The organism is Clostridia bacterium (assembly GCA_036562685.1).
Lineage (GTDB): Bacteria > Bacillota > Clostridia > Christensenellales > DUVY01 > DUVY01.
The window spans coordinates 1-18228 of record DATCJR010000023.1 but is presented as its reverse complement, the minus strand read 5'-3'; the positions used below and the strand labels follow the sequence as shown (position 1 = coordinate 18228).

Genomic DNA, 18228 nt, shown 5'->3' with positions numbered 1-18228 from the left:
CATAAGGTCCAGCCATATAGCCATAGCTTTCTTCAAAAGCAAGGATAAAGTTATCTAGACCGTTTTGATTTTCAATAACACCAAGCTTTTCGACTATAAACTTAAAGCCTGTTAAAACATCATAAACCTTAGCGTTATAATCCTTGGCAATTTCATAAATAAGATCAGTAATTACTACGGTTTTGATTATAAAAGGCGCAGCAGGCAATTTACCCAATCTTTTCTTCTCAGACAAAAGATAATCAGTAAGCAAAATACCTACTTCATTACCTGTTAATAATCTAATTTTACCCTTATGTCTAACACCTGTACCCAATCTATCAGAATCCGGATCGGTTGCCAAAATCAAATCCGCATCTTTTTTGTCAGCTAGTTTTATAGCAAGGCTAAGCGCTTCTGCGGCTTCAGGGTTAGGATAAGGACATGTTTCAAAATTACCATCAGGAAGTTCTTGTTCAGGAACAACACTTACATTTTGAAATCCACGTCTTCTTAATACATCTGTTACAGGAATATAACCCGTTCCGTTTAGCGGGGTGTAAACAATTTTTATGTCTTTGGTCCCTTCTTCTGCTACTGAACAGCTGATAACATTTTTTATAAATTCTTCATAGACATTGCTGTCTATATAGCTAATCTTTCCAGATTGCAGATAATTTTCAAATGTGTCCGTTTTTATTGAAAAGATATCTTCTATTGCATTTATTCTATTTAAAACATCTTCTGATGCTTCCAATGTCAATTGACAGCCGTCTGAGCCGTAAACTTTATAACCATTATAAACTTTTGGATTATGAGAAGCTGTAACCATAACTCCGGCATTGCATTTTAGATTTCTAACCGCAAAAGACAATAACGGAGTGGGATTAAGTGTAGAGAAAATGTAAACCTTAATGCCGGAAAAAGCAAAAACCTCAGCTGCGGCATGCGCAAACTCATATGAAAAATTACGAGAATCATATGAAATAGCTATAGAAGGGTTTTGATTATTGGCAACAATATACTGCGCAAGTCCCAACGATGCTTTTTTTACTGTGTAGATATTCATACGGTTGGTTCCGCTGCCAATTATTCCTCTTAAGCCCCCAGTTCCAAATTCTAATGATTTGTAAAACCTGTCTGTTATTTCGTTTTGATTGTCTTGAACACTTTCAAGGTCTTTTTTCCAATAACCTTCAACATTTTTTAACCAAATTTCATTTTGCTTTAAAATATCGTTCAATTTAAAAATCTCCTAATTAACCAAAACTTACCAAACTTTAAACTACTAGTTATTATATATTAATGAATTTTGTTTGTAAATAAATTTAATTAAGTCATAAAATAGTAAATACACTTACTTTAAATTGATTTTGATATTTACATTTTGCTTTTTATCTGATAAAATAAAAGTATATATTTTATGGGCGATTAACTCAGTTGGGAGAGTGTCATCTTGACGTGGTGAAAGTCGAGGGTTCGAGTCCCCCATCGCCCACCAAATTAAAGTTCATTTTAACATTTCATTTTTTTATTAAGACCGATTAATATTATGCAAAAGAAAATATAAACATGAAAAACGAACAACCACAATCTATTTTTAAGCGCGTGATGAGTGCACTCTCTATTATAGGGTATATTCTCTTAATATGCGTTGTGGGACTGCTTTGTTATTTTATCATCAACAGCAAGGTTAATAACAAAGTTCCTGTATTGGGTGGTTATTCGTTTTTGAAAGTTATTTCTCCTAGTATGGAGCCGACCATTTCTGTCGGTAAATATATATTAATTAAGAAAATTGACATTAGCAATATAAAATCAAACGATGTAATATCGTTTTATCATGACTTAACTGAAGCAGAAAAAAAAAGTTGGGGGATTGATAGAGATAAAATAGTAATAACTCATCGTGTTGACGAAGTGTTAAAAGATAATGAAACTAATATAATTGGTTTTAAAACCAAAGGAGATGCCAATAATGGAAAAGTTGATAGCTGGACTGTTTTGCCTGATCAGGTAGTGGGCATCTATGACACAAGCAAACCAGCTCTTGTCAAAATCATCAATTTCATAGGAAATCCTTTGGGTATTATCACATTGGTTATATTTCCTTTAAGCATGATTCTTGTTTCGGACATTGTCAACTTAATCAAAGTTATAAACGAAAAAGATGACGACAATTATTATGATGATGAAGATGATATTACTGATGATGACGATGACGAGTTTGGAAATTTTGATTATGGCAATGACGAGCGTTTTGATGATTATGATTATCCAAGCAAATACATTGACTATTATAATGACGACGATTAATCGTACGTCAAAATAATAAAAAAATAAAGGATGGATTACAAATGCATATTGAGTTATTAAAACTTAATCCTGTCGTCAAAGATTATATCTGGGGCGGAAAAAAACTAAATAGCGTTTGGAATAAGCGCGGAGGCGAAAAAATCGCAGAAACTTGGGAACTATCGCTTCATCCCGATGGATTAACAACTGTTGAAGGCGGTACTTATGATGGAAAGACCCTAAAAGAACTGCTTAATTCATGGCCTATAGAGTCTTCTATCGGAAAAAGTCTAAGCCTCTTCCCAATGTTTCCTATGATCATCAAGTTGCTGGATACAAGCGACAAACTTTCTATTCAAGTACATCCAGGTGATGATTATGCACACAAACACGAAAACCAATACGGAAAGAGCGAAGCATGGTATATACTAGATGCTGAACCTGGCGCAGGCGTATACCTTGGATTCAAACAAAAAGTTACGAAAGCTCAAGTTATTCAAAGCATCAATGATGGCAATCTATTAGATTTGATGCAATTTTATCCTGCACAGCCTGGTAATATCTTTTATATTCCAGCAGGAACAGTTCATACAATGACTGCAGGTTTGACTGTTGCAGAAGTTCAACAAAATTCTAATGTAACATATAGATTATTTGATTATAACCGTGTAGGAAAAGACGGAAAACCTCGTGAACTTCATATAGAAAAAGCTCTTGATGTTGCTAATTTAGGACCTTATGAAGTAGAAAATCCTAAGATTGAGAAAAAATCATTTAGACAATTAGTTAAAGACAGATATTTCTCAGTAAAAGAAGTAACTACAAGCGGAATTTACAAGAGAAAAATCGACGATAGTTTCTGTGCTATCCTATTCTTAGAGGGAAAAGGTGAAATTACAGACAGCATTGTCAAATATGAATTCAAAAAAGGCGAAACCTACTTTGTGCCTGCAACATTACCGTTTAAGATTACAGGCGATGCAAAGTTCTTGGAAGTATCTGTTTAAAAACACAGCACTAAAAGCAAAAAATAAAAAGACCGTTAATTAACGGTCTTTTATTTTTTTAGATAGGTTTTTTTATTGAGCTTTTGCTTTTAATTTTGGCAAAATTGTTTCGTTATAAGAAATTATACATCCGCAGTATTTTTGACGGTACAAATTAAGTTCTTTTGCTTTTTGCTGTCCTTGTCTATAGCCTGTCCTAAAATCTTCGTAATAAAAAGGCACGCCAATTTGATTACCAAACTTTTCTCCAAGGGTTTTTATCAAATCATGTTTTTGATAGGGACTTACTAAAAGGCTTGTAGTAAAAGCATCAAAGCCGTTATCCAGTGCATATTTTGCAGTAAGCTGGAGTCTTATGCTATAACACATTTCGCAGCGCTCTTCGCTCGTGCCTGTGAATGTCTCCCATTCTGATTGCATAAATCCATCAATAATTTCAATGGGTATATTATATATTTTGGAAAATTCCTGCAATGTAGCCCGTCTTTTGTTATACTCTTCTATCGGATGGATATTAGGATTAAAAAATAGTCCAAATACCTCATGCTTTTCTTCAGTTAATTTTTCTAAAGGATATATTGCGCAAGGAGCGCAACACATATGCATTAGTATTTTCATAATCTTACTCCCATAATACTATAACCCCGATTTTGATTAATTGTCAATGTTTTGACTTTAAAAAAATCGTCTAAATCTTGGAAATAACTATTTTTCCTGATTATTGCTTGATAATAAGTTTTTCTATATTAATAATCTTATCAGCCCAAGCTGCATAAAAGGCCTTTTCATGGCTGACCAAAATTACCGTACCCTCAAATTTTTTCAGTGCTTTTGTAAGAGCTGACTTGGATTCTACATCAAGATGGTTGGTAGGTTCGTCCAAAATCAATATATTGCAAGGCTTCATAATAATTTGAGCAAGTTTGACTTTGGATTGTTCACCTCCGCTAAGCGTCGTGATCTTTTGCATCATATGCTCACTTCTTATGGCAACTGAACTGAGCATTTTTCTAATATCTTTGTCCGAGCATTTTGGATACAACATGCCCAAATAATTTAATGGCGTTACATCTTCATCTTTCCATATAAGGTCTTGAGAAAAATAGCCTATTATACAATTTTGAGCAAATTTAAAACTGCCGCCTAAGGGCTTAATTTCGCCTATAAGTGTCTTAATTAGGGTTGATTTTCCTATACCGTTAAATCCCGTAATGGCAACACGCTGCTTGTTATTGATGCTGAAATTAAGCTTTGGAAGCAATGGATAATAATATCCTATTTCAAGATTCTTAACTTCCAAAACAGTTTGGGCGTTGACAGGCGTATATTTAAAGTTAAAGACAGGCTCTTTTATAACGTTAGGCGGAGGAAGTTTTTCCAGCTTGTCTAACATCTTTTGCCGGCTTTGTGCCATACGTGCAGTTGAAGCGCGTGCCTTGTTGCGGGCAATATAATCTTCTGTGCGCTCAATAAACTTCTGCTGCGCATTGTAATTTCTCTCATATTCTAGCCTGCGCTGTTCTTTTTGAGCATAGAAAGACGAGTAATTGCCGCTATATTTGGTGATTTTACAAAACTCTATATCCAAAATGCAGTTAGTTATAGCGTTCAAAAACTCATGGTCGTGCGAAACTACAATAAAAGCTCCTGGATAATTTTTGAGATGTTTTGAAAGCCATTCAACATGAGAAGTATCCAAAAAATTGGTAGGCTCGTCCAAAAGCAAGAGATTGGGTTTTTGAAGCAATAGTTTTGCCAAAATTACCTTGGCACGCTGACCGCCGCTAAGGTTGGTTATAGGTGTATCTAACCCCATAGCTGTAATTCCCAAACCTGCACATACCTTACCAATGGCAGCAGAAATAGCATAAAAATCGCTTTGAGCAAGCCGTTCCATTATTGACGATGCTTGTTTTATAAGCTTTTTGTCAGGATTATTTATAAGCGCTTTGTTGATTTCATTAAGTCGTTGCTCTTCTTTATATAAATCCGCAAACGCTTCACGCAAATATGACTCTATTGTATGAGACTTGTCTATCTCAGCATACTGATCAAGATGTCCAACAATAGCTTTTGGATTACGTATTATTTGACCTTTATCAGGCAAAATCTCTCCAGTAAGAATTCTGATTAATGTGCTTTTGCCTGTGCCGTTTTGACCGACCAGCCCCATATGTTCTTTATTATATAACGAAAAAGAGGCGTTATCATATAACACCTTGTCGCCGTAAGAGTGAGATAGTCCAATTACTTCAAGCACTTTTTAATTTCCTTCAATATTTTCAAAAGAACATTATATACTACAACAAAAGCTTTTGGCAAGCAATAAGATTTTTTAATAGCAATAATATGTTTATTTATCCATTATTTTAATAAAAAAGTTAAAAAAAACAACTTGCCTATTTAATTTTGATATGCTAAGATTATATAGCATAATTTTGTGCGAGGGTGGCGAAATTGGCAGACGCGCACGTTTCAGAGGCGTGTGGAGCAATCCATACGGGTTCAAGTCCCGTCCTTCGCACCAATATTTTAAAGGCTTAGAAGACACTTCTAAGCCTTGTTTTTATAAAATAACAATACCCTGTTGAAATTAAAAATCAACAGGGTATTGTATAACTCATGATTTCTTCTTTTGTATATTCTAAATAATACCTAAAGACTTTGCAGTTTCTTTAATAACAGCTTTTACATTGGCATAACCTGCACCATTGCAATCTGCCAGCATGCTATTCCAGTCACTGTTTAAGTTCTTTTGACCCATGATGACAGGATTTATGTAGCTATTAGCTATATCCATGACCTGATTCATTGCTGAATTAATGCTTGCAGGATATGCTGTAACATTAAGAAGTTTTGGAGTTTTTAATATCTTTGCATATTCAAGAGCATTTGAAACAAGAGTTTTATATTTTGGATAAAGTGAACTTATGTCTGTTCCTACAACTATTTCTCCGGTTTCCTCATAATGGTCCCAATCTACTGCATAACCAAACAAAGAACCAACTTTATGCAATCCTGCATATGAGGTGCTGCCATCTTCTTCAGTTACAGTAGCAAACAACTTACTTCTTTCAGCGTTGCGACCTTCAAGATTAGCAGTAAATTTGCCATCATCAATACTGTAATGTTTATCTTTTATTCCATAAAGTCTAAGCATGGAGCCTTCTGGAGAAACCATATACTCTAAAAAGTCAAGAGCTTTGTATGGATCAGCAACATTTTTAGAAATTACATATCCGCCATAATAGCCTCCCCAGTTAGAAAAACCTTGACTATCTTTTACGCCCAATACACAATCAGTTAACGAAGATGTGTTACCAGTGCCTTTGAGCGGCGGTCCTACAATAACTTCAGCAGCAGGATCAGATGTTAAAAGATTGCCTACTACCCATTCCATATGAGCTTCACCGTTGGTCATAATACAACCAACCTTACCGCTATACCATATGTCTCTATCCAAAAAGGCTTTGTTCTGATTAAAAGTGGGATGTATCCAGCCTTTTTCATACATCGCATTCATCCATTTTAGATAAGGACGAATTTTCTCATTTGTATACATGTAAGTAACATTGCCGGCATCATCAATATCCCAGTCAGGGGTAACATCAAAAGCACCATATAGCGCATTTGTATAAAAAGCATCAGTATTAGGTGAAATTCCCCATGTCTGTCCGGAAGTGCCATTTCTAAATAGATTGTTACCTGTAAAAGCTTTCATGACTGCTTCAAATTCATCCAATGTCTCAGGTGCCTTTGCATTACCGTTTTCGTCAACAAAGCCTGCTTCAACCAGCCAGTCTGCTCGATAATAAATAGCCCATGCTGTTGCTGTATTAACATAAGGCACGATATAGTGTCCGTCATAAAACATTAGATTTACATACTGATTAGAATAAACCAGCTTGCTAAGATAAGGATATCTTTCCTCATTGCCCAATAGCAACTCATCTATATTCCAAAGCAAATCCTGCTTAGGATTTGCCCAAGCCAAAAAGTTTGAATTGGAATCTTCTACCCACATAATGTCAGGATAATCGCCAGTATTCATTTTGGGAGAAAGTTTTGTCCAATAATCTGCAGTTGATGCTCCTTCAAATTTTAGCTTAAATCCTGTCTTTTCTTCTATCGCATTAAGCACAGAATCCTTTCTTATGCCGTCATATTCATCTCCTGTATAAGTAAAAATACGCAACGTGTTTGCATCTTTACTTCCTTTTTCGCCGCAAGCCACGGCACCGAAACAAATTAAAATAGCTGATATAACAGCAAAAAACTTAATTAATCGCTTTTTCATAATCATCACTCCCAACCTTTCTTTCTTTTAATAATTTATAAAATATGTCCTTAAAAGTCTCTACATTGTCACATACTGCATATTCTATCATGTGTGCTTTTCTTAGATCATAATGATCCATAACTGAAAGATTTACTGTCATTCCCTTTGTAATCTCTCCTTTATCCTCTATTTTGACCAAAGTTTTCACTGTTTTACAATAATCTTTATCATACATACAGTAAACAGTAAGAACATCATGTAAGATTATAAGATGTCCTGTTTTTTTGGAAGCATACCAAAGTCGAGAAAGTTCGGACAAATATTCTAAGTAAGGACTGCTATCCATTTTGAAAATATAATCTTGCTGTGTTTGCGTTATTTGTGTCCTACTGGTAAGTTCATGTCCAAAGCAAACCATAGGCAAGTCTGCTTCAAAAACAATTTTGGCAGCATCAATATCGCACAGAATATTCCATTCCGAATATTGATTCTTATAATCACCTCCCATTATGACTATTTTTCCAATTCCTTGCATAGCCGCTTTATCCTGCAGCACAGCTTTTGCTATATTAGTAAGAGGGCCTATTGCTATAATCGTCAAATCTTTTCCATATTTTCTAGCATTATAAAGAATAAAATCTACAGCATCTTGCGGATCGCTATTGGGCCTATAACAATCTGACATTATAGCCTGGCTAAACTGACAAAGTTGTTGATCAGTAGGTTTTTTGCCATCCATATTACATCCATATCCCTTATAAACAGGAATATCAATGCCATAAAGATCCAACATACGTTTAGCTATACGCGTACGTTGATCTGTGTTCATGTAAACAGTTGTAATTCCTACCAAATCCAACTTCAAATTTAATGCCATATCAATGGCAAAAGCATCGTCGATATCGTCTCCTATGTCTGTGTCAATAATAAATCGCATAATTATCCCTTTAAAGCTCCTAGCATTACACCTTTTGTAAAATATTTTTGCACAAATGGATATACGCATATAATGGGGACCAAAGCTACAACTACTGCTGCCATTTTTATGGATTCAGATAAGCTAAGAGTGTTAGAATCTCCACCAACGCCAGATGTAGAAGAAGCGGTTACCAACATACTGCGTAATACATTTTGTATAAGCAACTTGTTTTTATCATCAATATATAAAAGCCCTGTCATGTAGTCATTCCATTTTGCCACAGCAACCCACAAGGCAACTGTTGCTATGATTGCTTTGGATAGCGGAAGATATATCATATAAAAAATTTGAAATTCATTGGCTCCATCAATTTTGGCAGATTCTTCCATATCCAAGGGAATGCCTTGATAGAAGTTTTTAACAATAAACACGTTAAACGCACTTACTGCGCCTACGCAAATATAAACCAAATAACTATCACGAAGACCTAAACTTTTTATTAATAAATAATAAGGAATTAGACCGCCACTAAAAAGCATAGTAATAAGTACAAAAATCAACAATGCCTTTCTGCCGCGCAGCCATGTTTTTGAAAGAGCATATGCCCCTGTCATAGTTATCGCAAGAGCTACTAATGTCCCTATTATTACAACCCCTATCGTGTTAAAAAACGCTCTAACTATGTAAATGTTTCCAAAAACATATTCATAGGCTCCCAGACCAAATGCTATATGTGATGTTGCACCTTCAACTATTTTTTGTTGAAAAGAAACAACTAGCACATATAAAAATGGAGAAAGCATAGACACCAAAAAAAGCAAAAATAAGAAATATAAAACTATATTAAATATTATCGTCTTAGGCTGCTTACCGAATATGCGCCTTAAAGTTTGTTTAAACCAGCCATTTTTTGAATTTGAAATTACCATATTCCATCACCGCCTAATAATTTGACTATTTTATTTGCAACTAAAACGAGAACACAGCCTACAGTTGAATTAAACAATCCAACTGCTGTTGATATATCATAACGTCCGCCGTCAATTCCAATTCTGAAGATATATGTCTCCAACACATCACCCAGCATATATACAGCAGAGTTATATGTATTATAGATTTGGTCAAATCCTGCATACATAATATTGGTCATAGAAAGAATCAGATTGATAGTAATAGCGGGAATCAATCCAGGTAATGTTATGTGCAATATTCTGCGCCAACGTCCTGCTCCGTCCAATGCTGCTGCTTCATAAAGTTGAGGATCGACATTCATCAAGGCCGCAAGATAGATAATAGTTCCCCATCCGCAGTTTTTATATATATCAGAACCAATTAAAAACACCAGATAAAGTTTACTGTCTGAAAAGAAATAAATAGGATGTCCTAATATAGCTGACAAGATATTTTGAAATATCGTACCAGATGAGAACATCTGTAAAAATATACCACCCAATACAACCCAAGAAATAAAATATGGCAAATAGGATACCGACTGCACAAATTTCATAAATTTGACACTTGTTAGTTCATTTAAGAAAATGACCAACAAAATAGGTACCGGAAATCCAATTATCAATTTTAGCAAAGAAATTCTAATAGTATTAATTAATTTCTCGCGAAACAGTGATGTGGAAAACAACTCAGCAAAATGCTTAAATAGTGTAAGATTTCCATTGTCATCTGTTGCCCATGGACTTCCCCAAATTCCAAGCCTAGGCATCCAGTCCTTAAATGCAAGTTGCAATCCAAAAAATGGATAATAATTGAATATTAATAGATAAATTATCATGGGCAATAGCAATAGATACAATATCCAAGAGCGTTTTATATATCTATTGAAAGGAACCTTTTTATACCCTAGCTTTGCTTCTGTTTTCATTTTTCTTTCTCCTAATCGATAATATAACGACTCCTGCGCCTAGCAATATCGAACTTTCCACTATACTTACAATAATCAATGCATTAATGCCATTCTTGCTTGTTAAAGTAACTGCTTCTGATAACACCGTATAATGCATTTCAGAAGACCAACTTTCAGTATAACTGTAATAAAATATTGCCTGCACGCTATCTCCTTCAATGTAATAAGAACCGCTATTTGTTGTTTTTAATACACCTTCTCCGCCAATTTGAACTGCATTACAATAGACCTTATAGTTACTACCATGATAATTCTGCGCATAAGCTTTTAAGCGGACAGCATTTTTTGGAGATTTTCCCACAAAACGCGTAGACGGGATCAATTTTTTTATGCAGTCCGAAACATAGTTCATGCTGTCTGTAGTTAATACATCTATATAGCTGTAATCGTTATAAAATTTTGTTACAGTTTGGTATGTCCAAGCTGAACAAATAACACCACGCTTATTTAGTTCGTAAGCAGTTTGTTTTTGCATATATGAGGCATTAGGCGAATATGCGGAATTATAGCGATTGCTTTCTGTCATTGTGCTTTCTATGTCCTGATACGCACTGCTATGCAAAAGTGATGTTGAAAACCTCGGATAATTTTTATGAAGATAATCGAGTTGATCTTTGTAAAAGGAAATAAAACAAACTCTATCATCATATCCATATTCTTCAATTAATTCAATAACCTCATCTATAAGGTGATTTCCTGAAGTGCCCGAAGTTTTGATTTCAATAAACAAGTTGCATTTAGTGCTTTTAAGTGCAGTAAAGAAATGCTCTAACAGTGGCACAGTTTCAGCATACGGGTCTGCATCTTGTCCACCATTAATGCCATAATAGGACTTATCGTATATTTTAAATTGGTCAATATATCCTATATAATTGCTTTCTTCTATTGTGCCGTTAGCATCAGTTGTAGTTTTCAAATCCAAATCGTGCATAACGACAACTTTTTTATCCAAAGATAAATGCACATCAATTTCTATAATGTCAGCTCCATATTTGGCAGCAGCTACAGCAGTTTGAACACCATTTTCTGGATACATATCTCCATTATCATTGAGATAAATACCTGTCTTGCCTCTATGGGCAACCACCAGCGGACGCTTAACAAGTAAATCAGAAAAAGTGCTTATTGCTGTGATGATAAAGTTTACATCAGTAGTGAGTATTGCAGAACATTCTGTAGCCAAAACCATGTATGCCTCATCTTGCGTTTGTGCCATACCCCATGTAAAAACCAATAACTTATTGAGAGCTATGACTTTATCCTTATTTAGATTAGGTCCCGATAATATTACATTTCTAGCATTGTTATTATTGCAAACATCTCTGATTTCCTTTACGCTAAGCTCTGGCTCTTCTCTCAAATCTAAGATTCCTGTCGCCCAGGTCAGTGTCGTACGCACATACGGTAAAACATCTTTTTTTGCTACAACAGCGATATCTTTATAAGAACTCAATTCAGAAGCCACCATATCAAAAGTTTCTTTATCGCTAATATATATAGAAGTTGCAATCTTAAGAGATTTTAGCTCTGAGTATGCCTTAGACAATCTGGTTATGGCTTTGCCATTACTATCTATGACATTACCGTCTTTATCTACGATAATTAAGACAGTATCTACATGAGTTGCTTTTTCTTTAACCTGCTCATAAATTTCAACAGAAGATATTTCAACTACCTTAATAAGTGAGTTGTATGTGGTTTTATCTGTATAATCAGCAGCTTGAGCGATAGAAACCATATTGCTTTGTAATGGGTTTATCAACATGATTGCTAACATTATAAAAATTAATAATAAGTTTTTCTTTTTCATAGCATTTTCTTTGGTAAATTTTACATTTGGTCCGCGATCCTGTTTATAAGACGCGGACCAAATGCTCAATAATGTCAGCTAACTTTTTTGTTTACAACAAATGCAACAACACAAAATACAATTATTGAAAGCGCACCGCTTACAGCAGATCTGCAACCACCTTTTTTAACTTCAACCTTGTTAATCTTGTTCTTAGCGATGGTAACTGCATCATTAATCGCTTTAGTTGTAGTAGCCTCATCAATTGCTTTTAGCGCTTCTTCAACATAACCTTCAATTAATTTTTTGTTTTCTGAAGAATATTTATTATCTTTCAACATTTTATTGGCATAAGCCTTAACTTCTTCTTTCTTGGTAACCTTTAATTGATTAAATTCTTCAGCTTCTTGTGCCAATGTTTTTATATCTTTAATTTGTGTGAGATATGTGTTATAAAGTGCCTCAACATCATTTACAGTAGATTCTGAAGTTAATTGTTCTTCAGCAGCTGCTAAGAACTCTGAAGGGAAAGAAGTTAATTGAGACCAATTAGTTGCTGAATAATCAGATTCATTCAAAGTTGCAACATAATCTGTTAGTTGAGTATGATATGTGTTTATAGCTAAAATTACATCTGAAGAAAGATCATTGTTCTGTTCATCATAGGCATCTTGATCAAAACCTGTAGAATCAATAGTAGCTTTTGTTGCAAAAGGTGTCTGAATGTTGACTGCCATGTTCATATGATCAGTTGTAAATTCATAATAAATAATATCGCCTGCTTTTGCATAGAAAGTACCGCTAAAACCATCATCATTAGAAGGTGTATTGATAGTATAAACAGCCTTAACTCCCAAATTCTCTCTACCAATATAAACTTTTAATGTAGTGTTAACAGTCCAGCCAATAATTCCTCCATCGGCCACTCTAGTACATACAAAATTTATACTGCAATCTTGAAGTGCCTTAAATACTGCAATTACACCATTTCCTTTAGTTGCTTGCCATTGCCAGTTTTTAGCGGCAACATCACCTTTTCCAAGGTTTTCTACATAAACAAGATCTTCGCTTGGAGAAAAATAATAAGCATCAAAATCTTTAATTTGACCTTGGGCAACTGAACCCCACTTTAGTCCATATTCAACAATACCGAATTTCTTATATAAACCAAATTCAGCTTCAACTGTATCATATACAAGATTATACAAGAAATCTACAGTGGTAGTTTTAACAGCATAGTTATTAAGTTTTGCGACATATTCTACATAAAGCTCTTTAGCTTTCTCTGCTGTTTCACATTCATTTATTTTTGATTCAAATTCTGATTTTAGTGCTGTAACGGCTTGGAAATCTTCAGCGTTTTTAAAATCACTTTCTTTTACTCCTTGCCTTAAAGCTGAACCATCAATTTTTTCATTAAACTTGGAAACCAAGCTACTGGTATAATCGTTAAGTTCTTCAACTTTTGTTTTAACAGCATCTATCATAGACAGATATTTATTGTATGTAAATTGCAGTGCTGCTCCTTCTTTTCCTTGTGCCTCATTTTCAAATTGATTAGGAATATTCTGAATGGTTGTCCAGTTCTCTGCGCTGTAATCATTTTCTGAAAGTGTGCTTATATATTCTATAAGTTCTGCCTTGTACTCTTCAATAGTAAGAAATTCACCACTTTCTTTTACCTCGGTAGCAATCGCTGTATAGTCATATACACCTTGCAAATTTCTTATGCTACCGCTATCAATTTCAAATGCTGAAAATACATAATATAATGTTTCCCCAGCTTTTAAGGTTTGGCTTACCTTAACTGAATCAATAGTAGTTGCAGAATGACTGATTTGTGTCAATTCACCATTAGATTCTAGATATACAGAAATATTAGTGTTTTCCACCCAACCAGATACTGAAGCTGCATTTGGTTGAATTTCAAGCATACAATCCACTTTTGCTTGAAAAACGATAATAATTGAATTATCTTTATCTACTGTCCAGCACCAGTTTTCAAATTTCATCAAACTGTCTGATGAAAGCTTTAAAAAATTATCTGATTCTTTAGTATCAAAATCCACTATTCCATCTTTGGATTCAATTGTTATCTTACCAGTTTTTGCGCCGTATTTAACAACATTACCCTCAGCTAAACCAAAATTAGCATCTGCTGTTATCTTTTGAAGGTTTCCAAAAGAAATAGTATCTTTTTGGGTACTATCATCAGCAATTACAGGCTTAACCAATAAAGGTGTAGCCAATGACATCATTAACGCCATAATTAAAACCATTAGCGTTAATTTTTTCATACATTTTCTCCTTTCCATACTTTTCTCCTTTGTAGAAATACTATTTATTTAGAATTTACTAACAAGTCCAAATCGCCGGAGCCTCCCGCAAGCTGCTGAAATTTATATGCCTTAGATTTTGCTTTGCCATTAACTGCGGTAGTAACGCCATCTAATAAAGGATATTTTCTTGAAATATCTGGATCATAAAAGAGTCCAAATCTAGAATAAGTTCCTCCGCCTTCCCAGCTTGTCGTAGTTCCAACATCATACATCTTATAATAATGCACTTGAGAAACATACTTCATTTTGGTTTTGATAATATTAAACATTTCTTCAATATAACTAGCTGCCATGTCTTCAGAACACTTGACATCATTAAATCCTATTTCTGTAAAGAAAACTTCCTTATGTTTGCCTTCATTTTTTAGAATAACTTCATAATATTCATTATTGATTTCAACAAATTCTTCAGCATCAAAAGAGTTCCATACATAGGGATGCCAGCAAGCTACTTGAAAATAATCATCTGCATTTTTTGATGCTTTGCTTTTGCTTTCTTGATTATAAAAATATCCAAATTCTCCACTTGCAATATTGTCATATAGTTTTTGAAGAAAAGATGCTGTTGTACCGCTTCCCAATCCATTAGGCTCAGTCAGTCCACCCATAACCGTTTTTGCCTTAGGATTGGCGTCATGTATTGCACGAGATGCATAATAAAACATATCGGTTGCAATCTCAGCCATCTCTAATTGATTATATACATTCTGTCCGTTAGCATCTCTCATAAAATCGGAGTTGTTAACTTCATTATCAATTTCCCAATATTCAACTTCAGGAAATTCGCTTACCAGTGTATACCACGATGTATAATAGTCATTAAGCCATTCAATATAATTTTGATTGCTCAAATCTCGCTTATAGGGCTTGCCCGAAGTATTGGAACCTTTATTAAAGTTGTGATGATTCATTCCGACATTGACCATTCCGTTATCAGAACAAAGCTTAAGCAATGTATGCATTTTTTCACAGGCATCTTTTTTTAATGTGTTCTTATCGTACATTAAATTTGAAAAATGCATCCACTGTCTAACAGTCTTTACGCCAAGGTTTTTCATCAACTGCACTTCTTTTTGCATATCGTAATATGGGTCAAATTCACGTTCTTCAAGAAGGTAACAAACGCCATAAAGATTAGATTGATCGAAATTAGCGTTATCAACTGTAGGCACTTCTTTTTTACAAGCTGTTCCAATCATCGGTACTATAGCGATTATTAATGTTAATAAAATTGCTTTTATCTTTTTCATATCAATTTTCCTAAATAAATTTTTCTTGTTTTAGGTTATTTTTTTACCAATAGATCAAGATTGCCACTACCGCCGGCAAGCTCTTGATATGTATAAGCCTTTATTTTAGCTTTACCGTTAACTGCCAGTGTTCCACCTTCAGTGGGCGTTTTGTGACTTTCGTTTAATAAAGGATATTTTCTGTTAACATCTGGATCATAAAAAAGTCCAAATCGAACATAATCGCCATGACTATCCCATGCATCGGTTAATGCAGTATCAAACATTTTAAAATAATGAACTGACTCAACATAGGGCATTTTTTCTTTTATAACTGTATAAAGTTGTCTTATAGCAAGAGCTGTATTTTCTTCGCCACGATTTTTATCGTTAAACCCAAGTTCTGTTAAAAACACTTTTTTATGTTTGCCCTCATGTTTTAGCAAAATATCATAAATTTTGGCATTTTTTTCAACAAACTCATCTGGTTTGAAATCTGTCCAGACATAAGGATGCCAGCAAGCAATTTGAAAATAATCGTCAGCATTGGTAGATGCGTTTTGCTTGTCTTCCTTGCCGTAAAAATATCCGAAATTTCCGCTTTCTATATTGTTGTATAGAACTTCAAAAAATTCTAGCAAGTTGCCATTGCCAAGTCCCTCAGGCTCTGTCATACTTCCCATTACAACGATTGCATCAGGATTGGCGTCATGTATTGCACGAGATGCATAATAAAACATATCTGCAGCTATATCAGCCATTTCTTGTACGCTATAAACTGCTTGACCATATTCGTTTTTCATGAAATCTTTGTTATTGACTTCATTATCCACTTCCCAATATTTAATTTCAGGGAATTCTGATACCAATGTATACCAGGAAGTATAATAATCATTTAACCAATTAACATAAGAACTACCATTATATATCAAACGTTTGGGTTTTCCAATAGAGTTTGTGCCGTTATTAAAGTTGTGATGATTCATTCCGATATTGACCATACCGCTATCAGAACAAAGCTTAAGCAATGTATGCATTTTTTCACAGGCATCTTTTTTTAATGTGTTCTTATCATACATTAAAGTTGAAAAATGCATCCACTGACGTACTGATTTTACGCCAAGGTTTTTCATCAATTTGACTTCTTTTTCCATATCATAGGCAAAATCGTATTCACGTTCTTCCATAAGATAACACATTCCGAACAAATAATTTTGATCTGCTATTCCATATTCACTAGTCAATGGTTTTTCCTCCATATCATCATCTAAATCATTATTTGCAGGAGAAGGAGAATTGCAGGCTAAAAAACTAAAACAAAGAATAAAAGAAATAATCAAAATAAAAAATCTATTAAAAAATCTCATTTTCCACCTCCATCAAAAGCATTTTAACCGTTTTCAATTTATAATTCAATAAATATAAGAATGTGTAGCCGTTTTTTGATACCATTTTGACCGATTTTTGCTACATAAAACCGTTTTTTGACATTTTATTAGCCGGATTTTGATTGTTTTTATTATCAAAAAACGAACCTATTTATTGAAGTTTAGGTCTTGATCGTGTTATAATGTTATTACAATTTTGAAAAAACAAGGATAATCTAAAAATGTTCGATTCAAAATTTGAGTTTTATGCTAACTTTACTTATGAAAATAATTATTTTAACAACAATCATGAACATCCTTGCTACGAACTTGTTTATTATTTGAAAGGAAATGGTATATCAACTACTAATAAAATTCATCAAAAATTTCAGCCCGATACATTTACATTAATTCACCCCAAGACCATTCATTCTGAGCAAGGTGTAAAAGGTACTGAAGTTCTGTATATAGGTTTTACACTATTAGAAGGAGAAATCCCGCTTCCAGACGGATTGTACAAAGCCGAGAACTTCCCTGTTCTTCAACCGTTGCTTGCAATAAAAAGTGAAATGGAAAATAGAAAAGGTTATTATAGACAGATGCTAAATCTGCTTACCAATCAAATTTCTATTATTTTGAGTCGCAATTACTATCAAGAAAAATCTGATGAAAAACTAGAAACTCTTTCAGATGCTATCCGTTATATTGATCTAAACTTTATGAAAAATATTAGTATCAAAGAAATAGCACATTCTATTGGATATAGCTATGATTATTTTCGCCATTTATTTAAACAATACATGGGTATAACAGCTAAGGAATATGTCTTACGTAAAAAACTGGATTACGCTAAAAAATTACTAGAACAGACAGATTACAAAAAGCAAGAAATAGCCGCAATGTGCGGTTTCTCTTCTCTTTCACATTTTAATCAAGTTTTTAAAAATATGTTTTCCATGCTCCCTTGCGATTATAAAGAAAGAATAATCACAAATCCAGATTTTATTGAATTAAGAAATTATGATGTTTAACAACTAAAAAGCAAATATTAATGATAGTCGTTAAGTAAATACTTATATTAATTATAAAGGCTTAGAAGTATTT

At 34.0% G+C, this 18228-nt stretch carries 14 protein-coding genes and 2 tRNA genes; 5 read left to right on the top strand and 11 right to left on the bottom strand.

Features of this window, described 5'->3' with window-relative positions; translation table 11 throughout:
* Nucleotides 1-1222 (bottom strand): phospho-sugar mutase (locus VIL26_00960; protein ID HEY8389513.1); only part of this gene is annotated, 1222 nt, incomplete at its 3' end.
* Nucleotides 1223-1404: 182 nt separating this feature from the next.
* On the opposite strand from VIL26_00960, the gene VIL26_00955 reads away from it, so the two are divergent.
* The 3 genes from VIL26_00955 (at nucleotide 1405) to VIL26_00945 (ending at nucleotide 3281) form a co-directional block, all read left to right on the top strand.
* Nucleotides 1405-1480, top strand: a tRNA-Val gene (locus tag VIL26_00955).
* 71 nt (nucleotides 1481-1551) lie between these two features.
* Nucleotides 1552-2295, top strand: a complete 744-nt coding sequence (locus VIL26_00950; protein HEY8389512.1) for a signal peptidase I — start codon at nucleotides 1552-1554, stop codon at nucleotides 2293-2295.
* 41 nt (nucleotides 2296-2336) lie between these two features.
* A complete protein-coding gene (locus VIL26_00945) occupies nucleotides 2337-3281 on the top strand; it encodes a type I phosphomannose isomerase catalytic subunit (GenBank protein ID HEY8389511.1) in 945 nt (314 codons plus the stop codon).
* A gap of 72 nt (nucleotides 3282-3353) precedes the next feature.
* On the opposite strand, the gene VIL26_00940 is transcribed toward VIL26_00945, so the two are convergent.
* Nucleotides 3354-3899: an epoxyqueuosine reductase QueH gene (locus VIL26_00940; protein HEY8389510.1), complete on the bottom strand. Its 546-nt coding sequence runs from the start codon at nucleotides 3897-3899 to the stop codon at nucleotides 3354-3356.
* 100 nt (nucleotides 3900-3999) lie between these two features.
* Nucleotides 4000-5541 carry an ABC-F family ATP-binding cassette domain-containing protein gene (locus tag VIL26_00935; GenBank protein HEY8389509.1) on the bottom strand — a complete coding sequence of 514 codons (1542 nt, stop codon included), beginning with the start codon at nucleotides 5539-5541 and terminating at the stop codon, nucleotides 4000-4002.
* 182 nt (nucleotides 5542-5723) lie between these two features.
* On the opposite strand from VIL26_00935, the gene VIL26_00930 reads away from it, so the two are divergent.
* Nucleotides 5724-5808, top strand: a tRNA-Leu gene (locus VIL26_00930).
* A gap of 117 nt (nucleotides 5809-5925) precedes the next feature.
* Here the strand turns inward: VIL26_00930 and VIL26_00925 are convergent.
* The 8 genes from VIL26_00925 to VIL26_00890 form a co-directional block, all read right to left on the bottom strand.
* Nucleotides 5926-7578 (bottom strand): extracellular solute-binding protein, encoded by a 1653-nt coding sequence (locus VIL26_00925; protein ID HEY8389508.1) that lies wholly within the window; start codon nucleotides 7576-7578, stop codon nucleotides 5926-5928.
* Entirely contained in the window at nucleotides 7559-8497 is a 939-nt protein-coding gene (locus VIL26_00920; GenBank protein HEY8389507.1) for a nucleoside hydrolase, read from the bottom strand. Before VIL26_00920 ends, VIL26_00925 begins: the two co-directional genes overlap by 20 nt.
* A gap of 2 nt (nucleotides 8498-8499) precedes the next feature.
* Entirely contained in the window at nucleotides 8500-9408 is a 909-nt protein-coding gene (locus VIL26_00915; GenBank protein ID HEY8389506.1) for a carbohydrate ABC transporter permease, read from the bottom strand.
* Entirely contained in the window at nucleotides 9402-10358 is a 957-nt protein-coding gene (locus VIL26_00910) for an ABC transporter permease subunit (protein ID HEY8389505.1), read from the bottom strand. The genes VIL26_00915 and VIL26_00910 overlap by 7 nt, the downstream gene beginning before the upstream one ends.
* On the bottom strand, nucleotides 10330-12165 hold the full coding sequence (locus VIL26_00905; GenBank protein ID HEY8389504.1) for a glycerophosphodiester phosphodiesterase family protein: 1836 nt from the start codon (nucleotides 12163-12165) through the stop codon (nucleotides 10330-10332). The genes VIL26_00910 and VIL26_00905 overlap by 29 nt, the downstream gene beginning before the upstream one ends.
* 119 nt (nucleotides 12166-12284) lie before the next feature.
* Entirely contained in the window at nucleotides 12285-14486 is a 2202-nt protein-coding gene (locus tag VIL26_00900; protein HEY8389503.1) for a hypothetical protein, read from the bottom strand.
* A 44-nt stretch (nucleotides 14487-14530) separates the two neighbouring features.
* Nucleotides 14531-15778, bottom strand: a complete 1248-nt coding sequence (locus VIL26_00895; protein HEY8389502.1) for a hypothetical protein — start codon at nucleotides 15776-15778, stop codon at nucleotides 14531-14533.
* A gap of 35 nt (nucleotides 15779-15813) precedes the next feature.
* Nucleotides 15814-17124, bottom strand: a complete 1311-nt coding sequence (locus VIL26_00890; protein ID HEY8389501.1) for a hypothetical protein — start codon at nucleotides 17122-17124, stop codon at nucleotides 15814-15816.
* Nucleotides 17125-17366: 242 nt separating this feature from the next.
* On the opposite strand from VIL26_00890, the gene VIL26_00885 reads away from it, so the two are divergent.
* Complete coding sequence (locus VIL26_00885; protein HEY8389500.1) at nucleotides 17367-18155, top strand: AraC family transcriptional regulator; 789 nt, start codon at nucleotides 17367-17369, stop codon at nucleotides 18153-18155.
* Nucleotides 18156-18228: the final 73 nt, after the last annotated feature.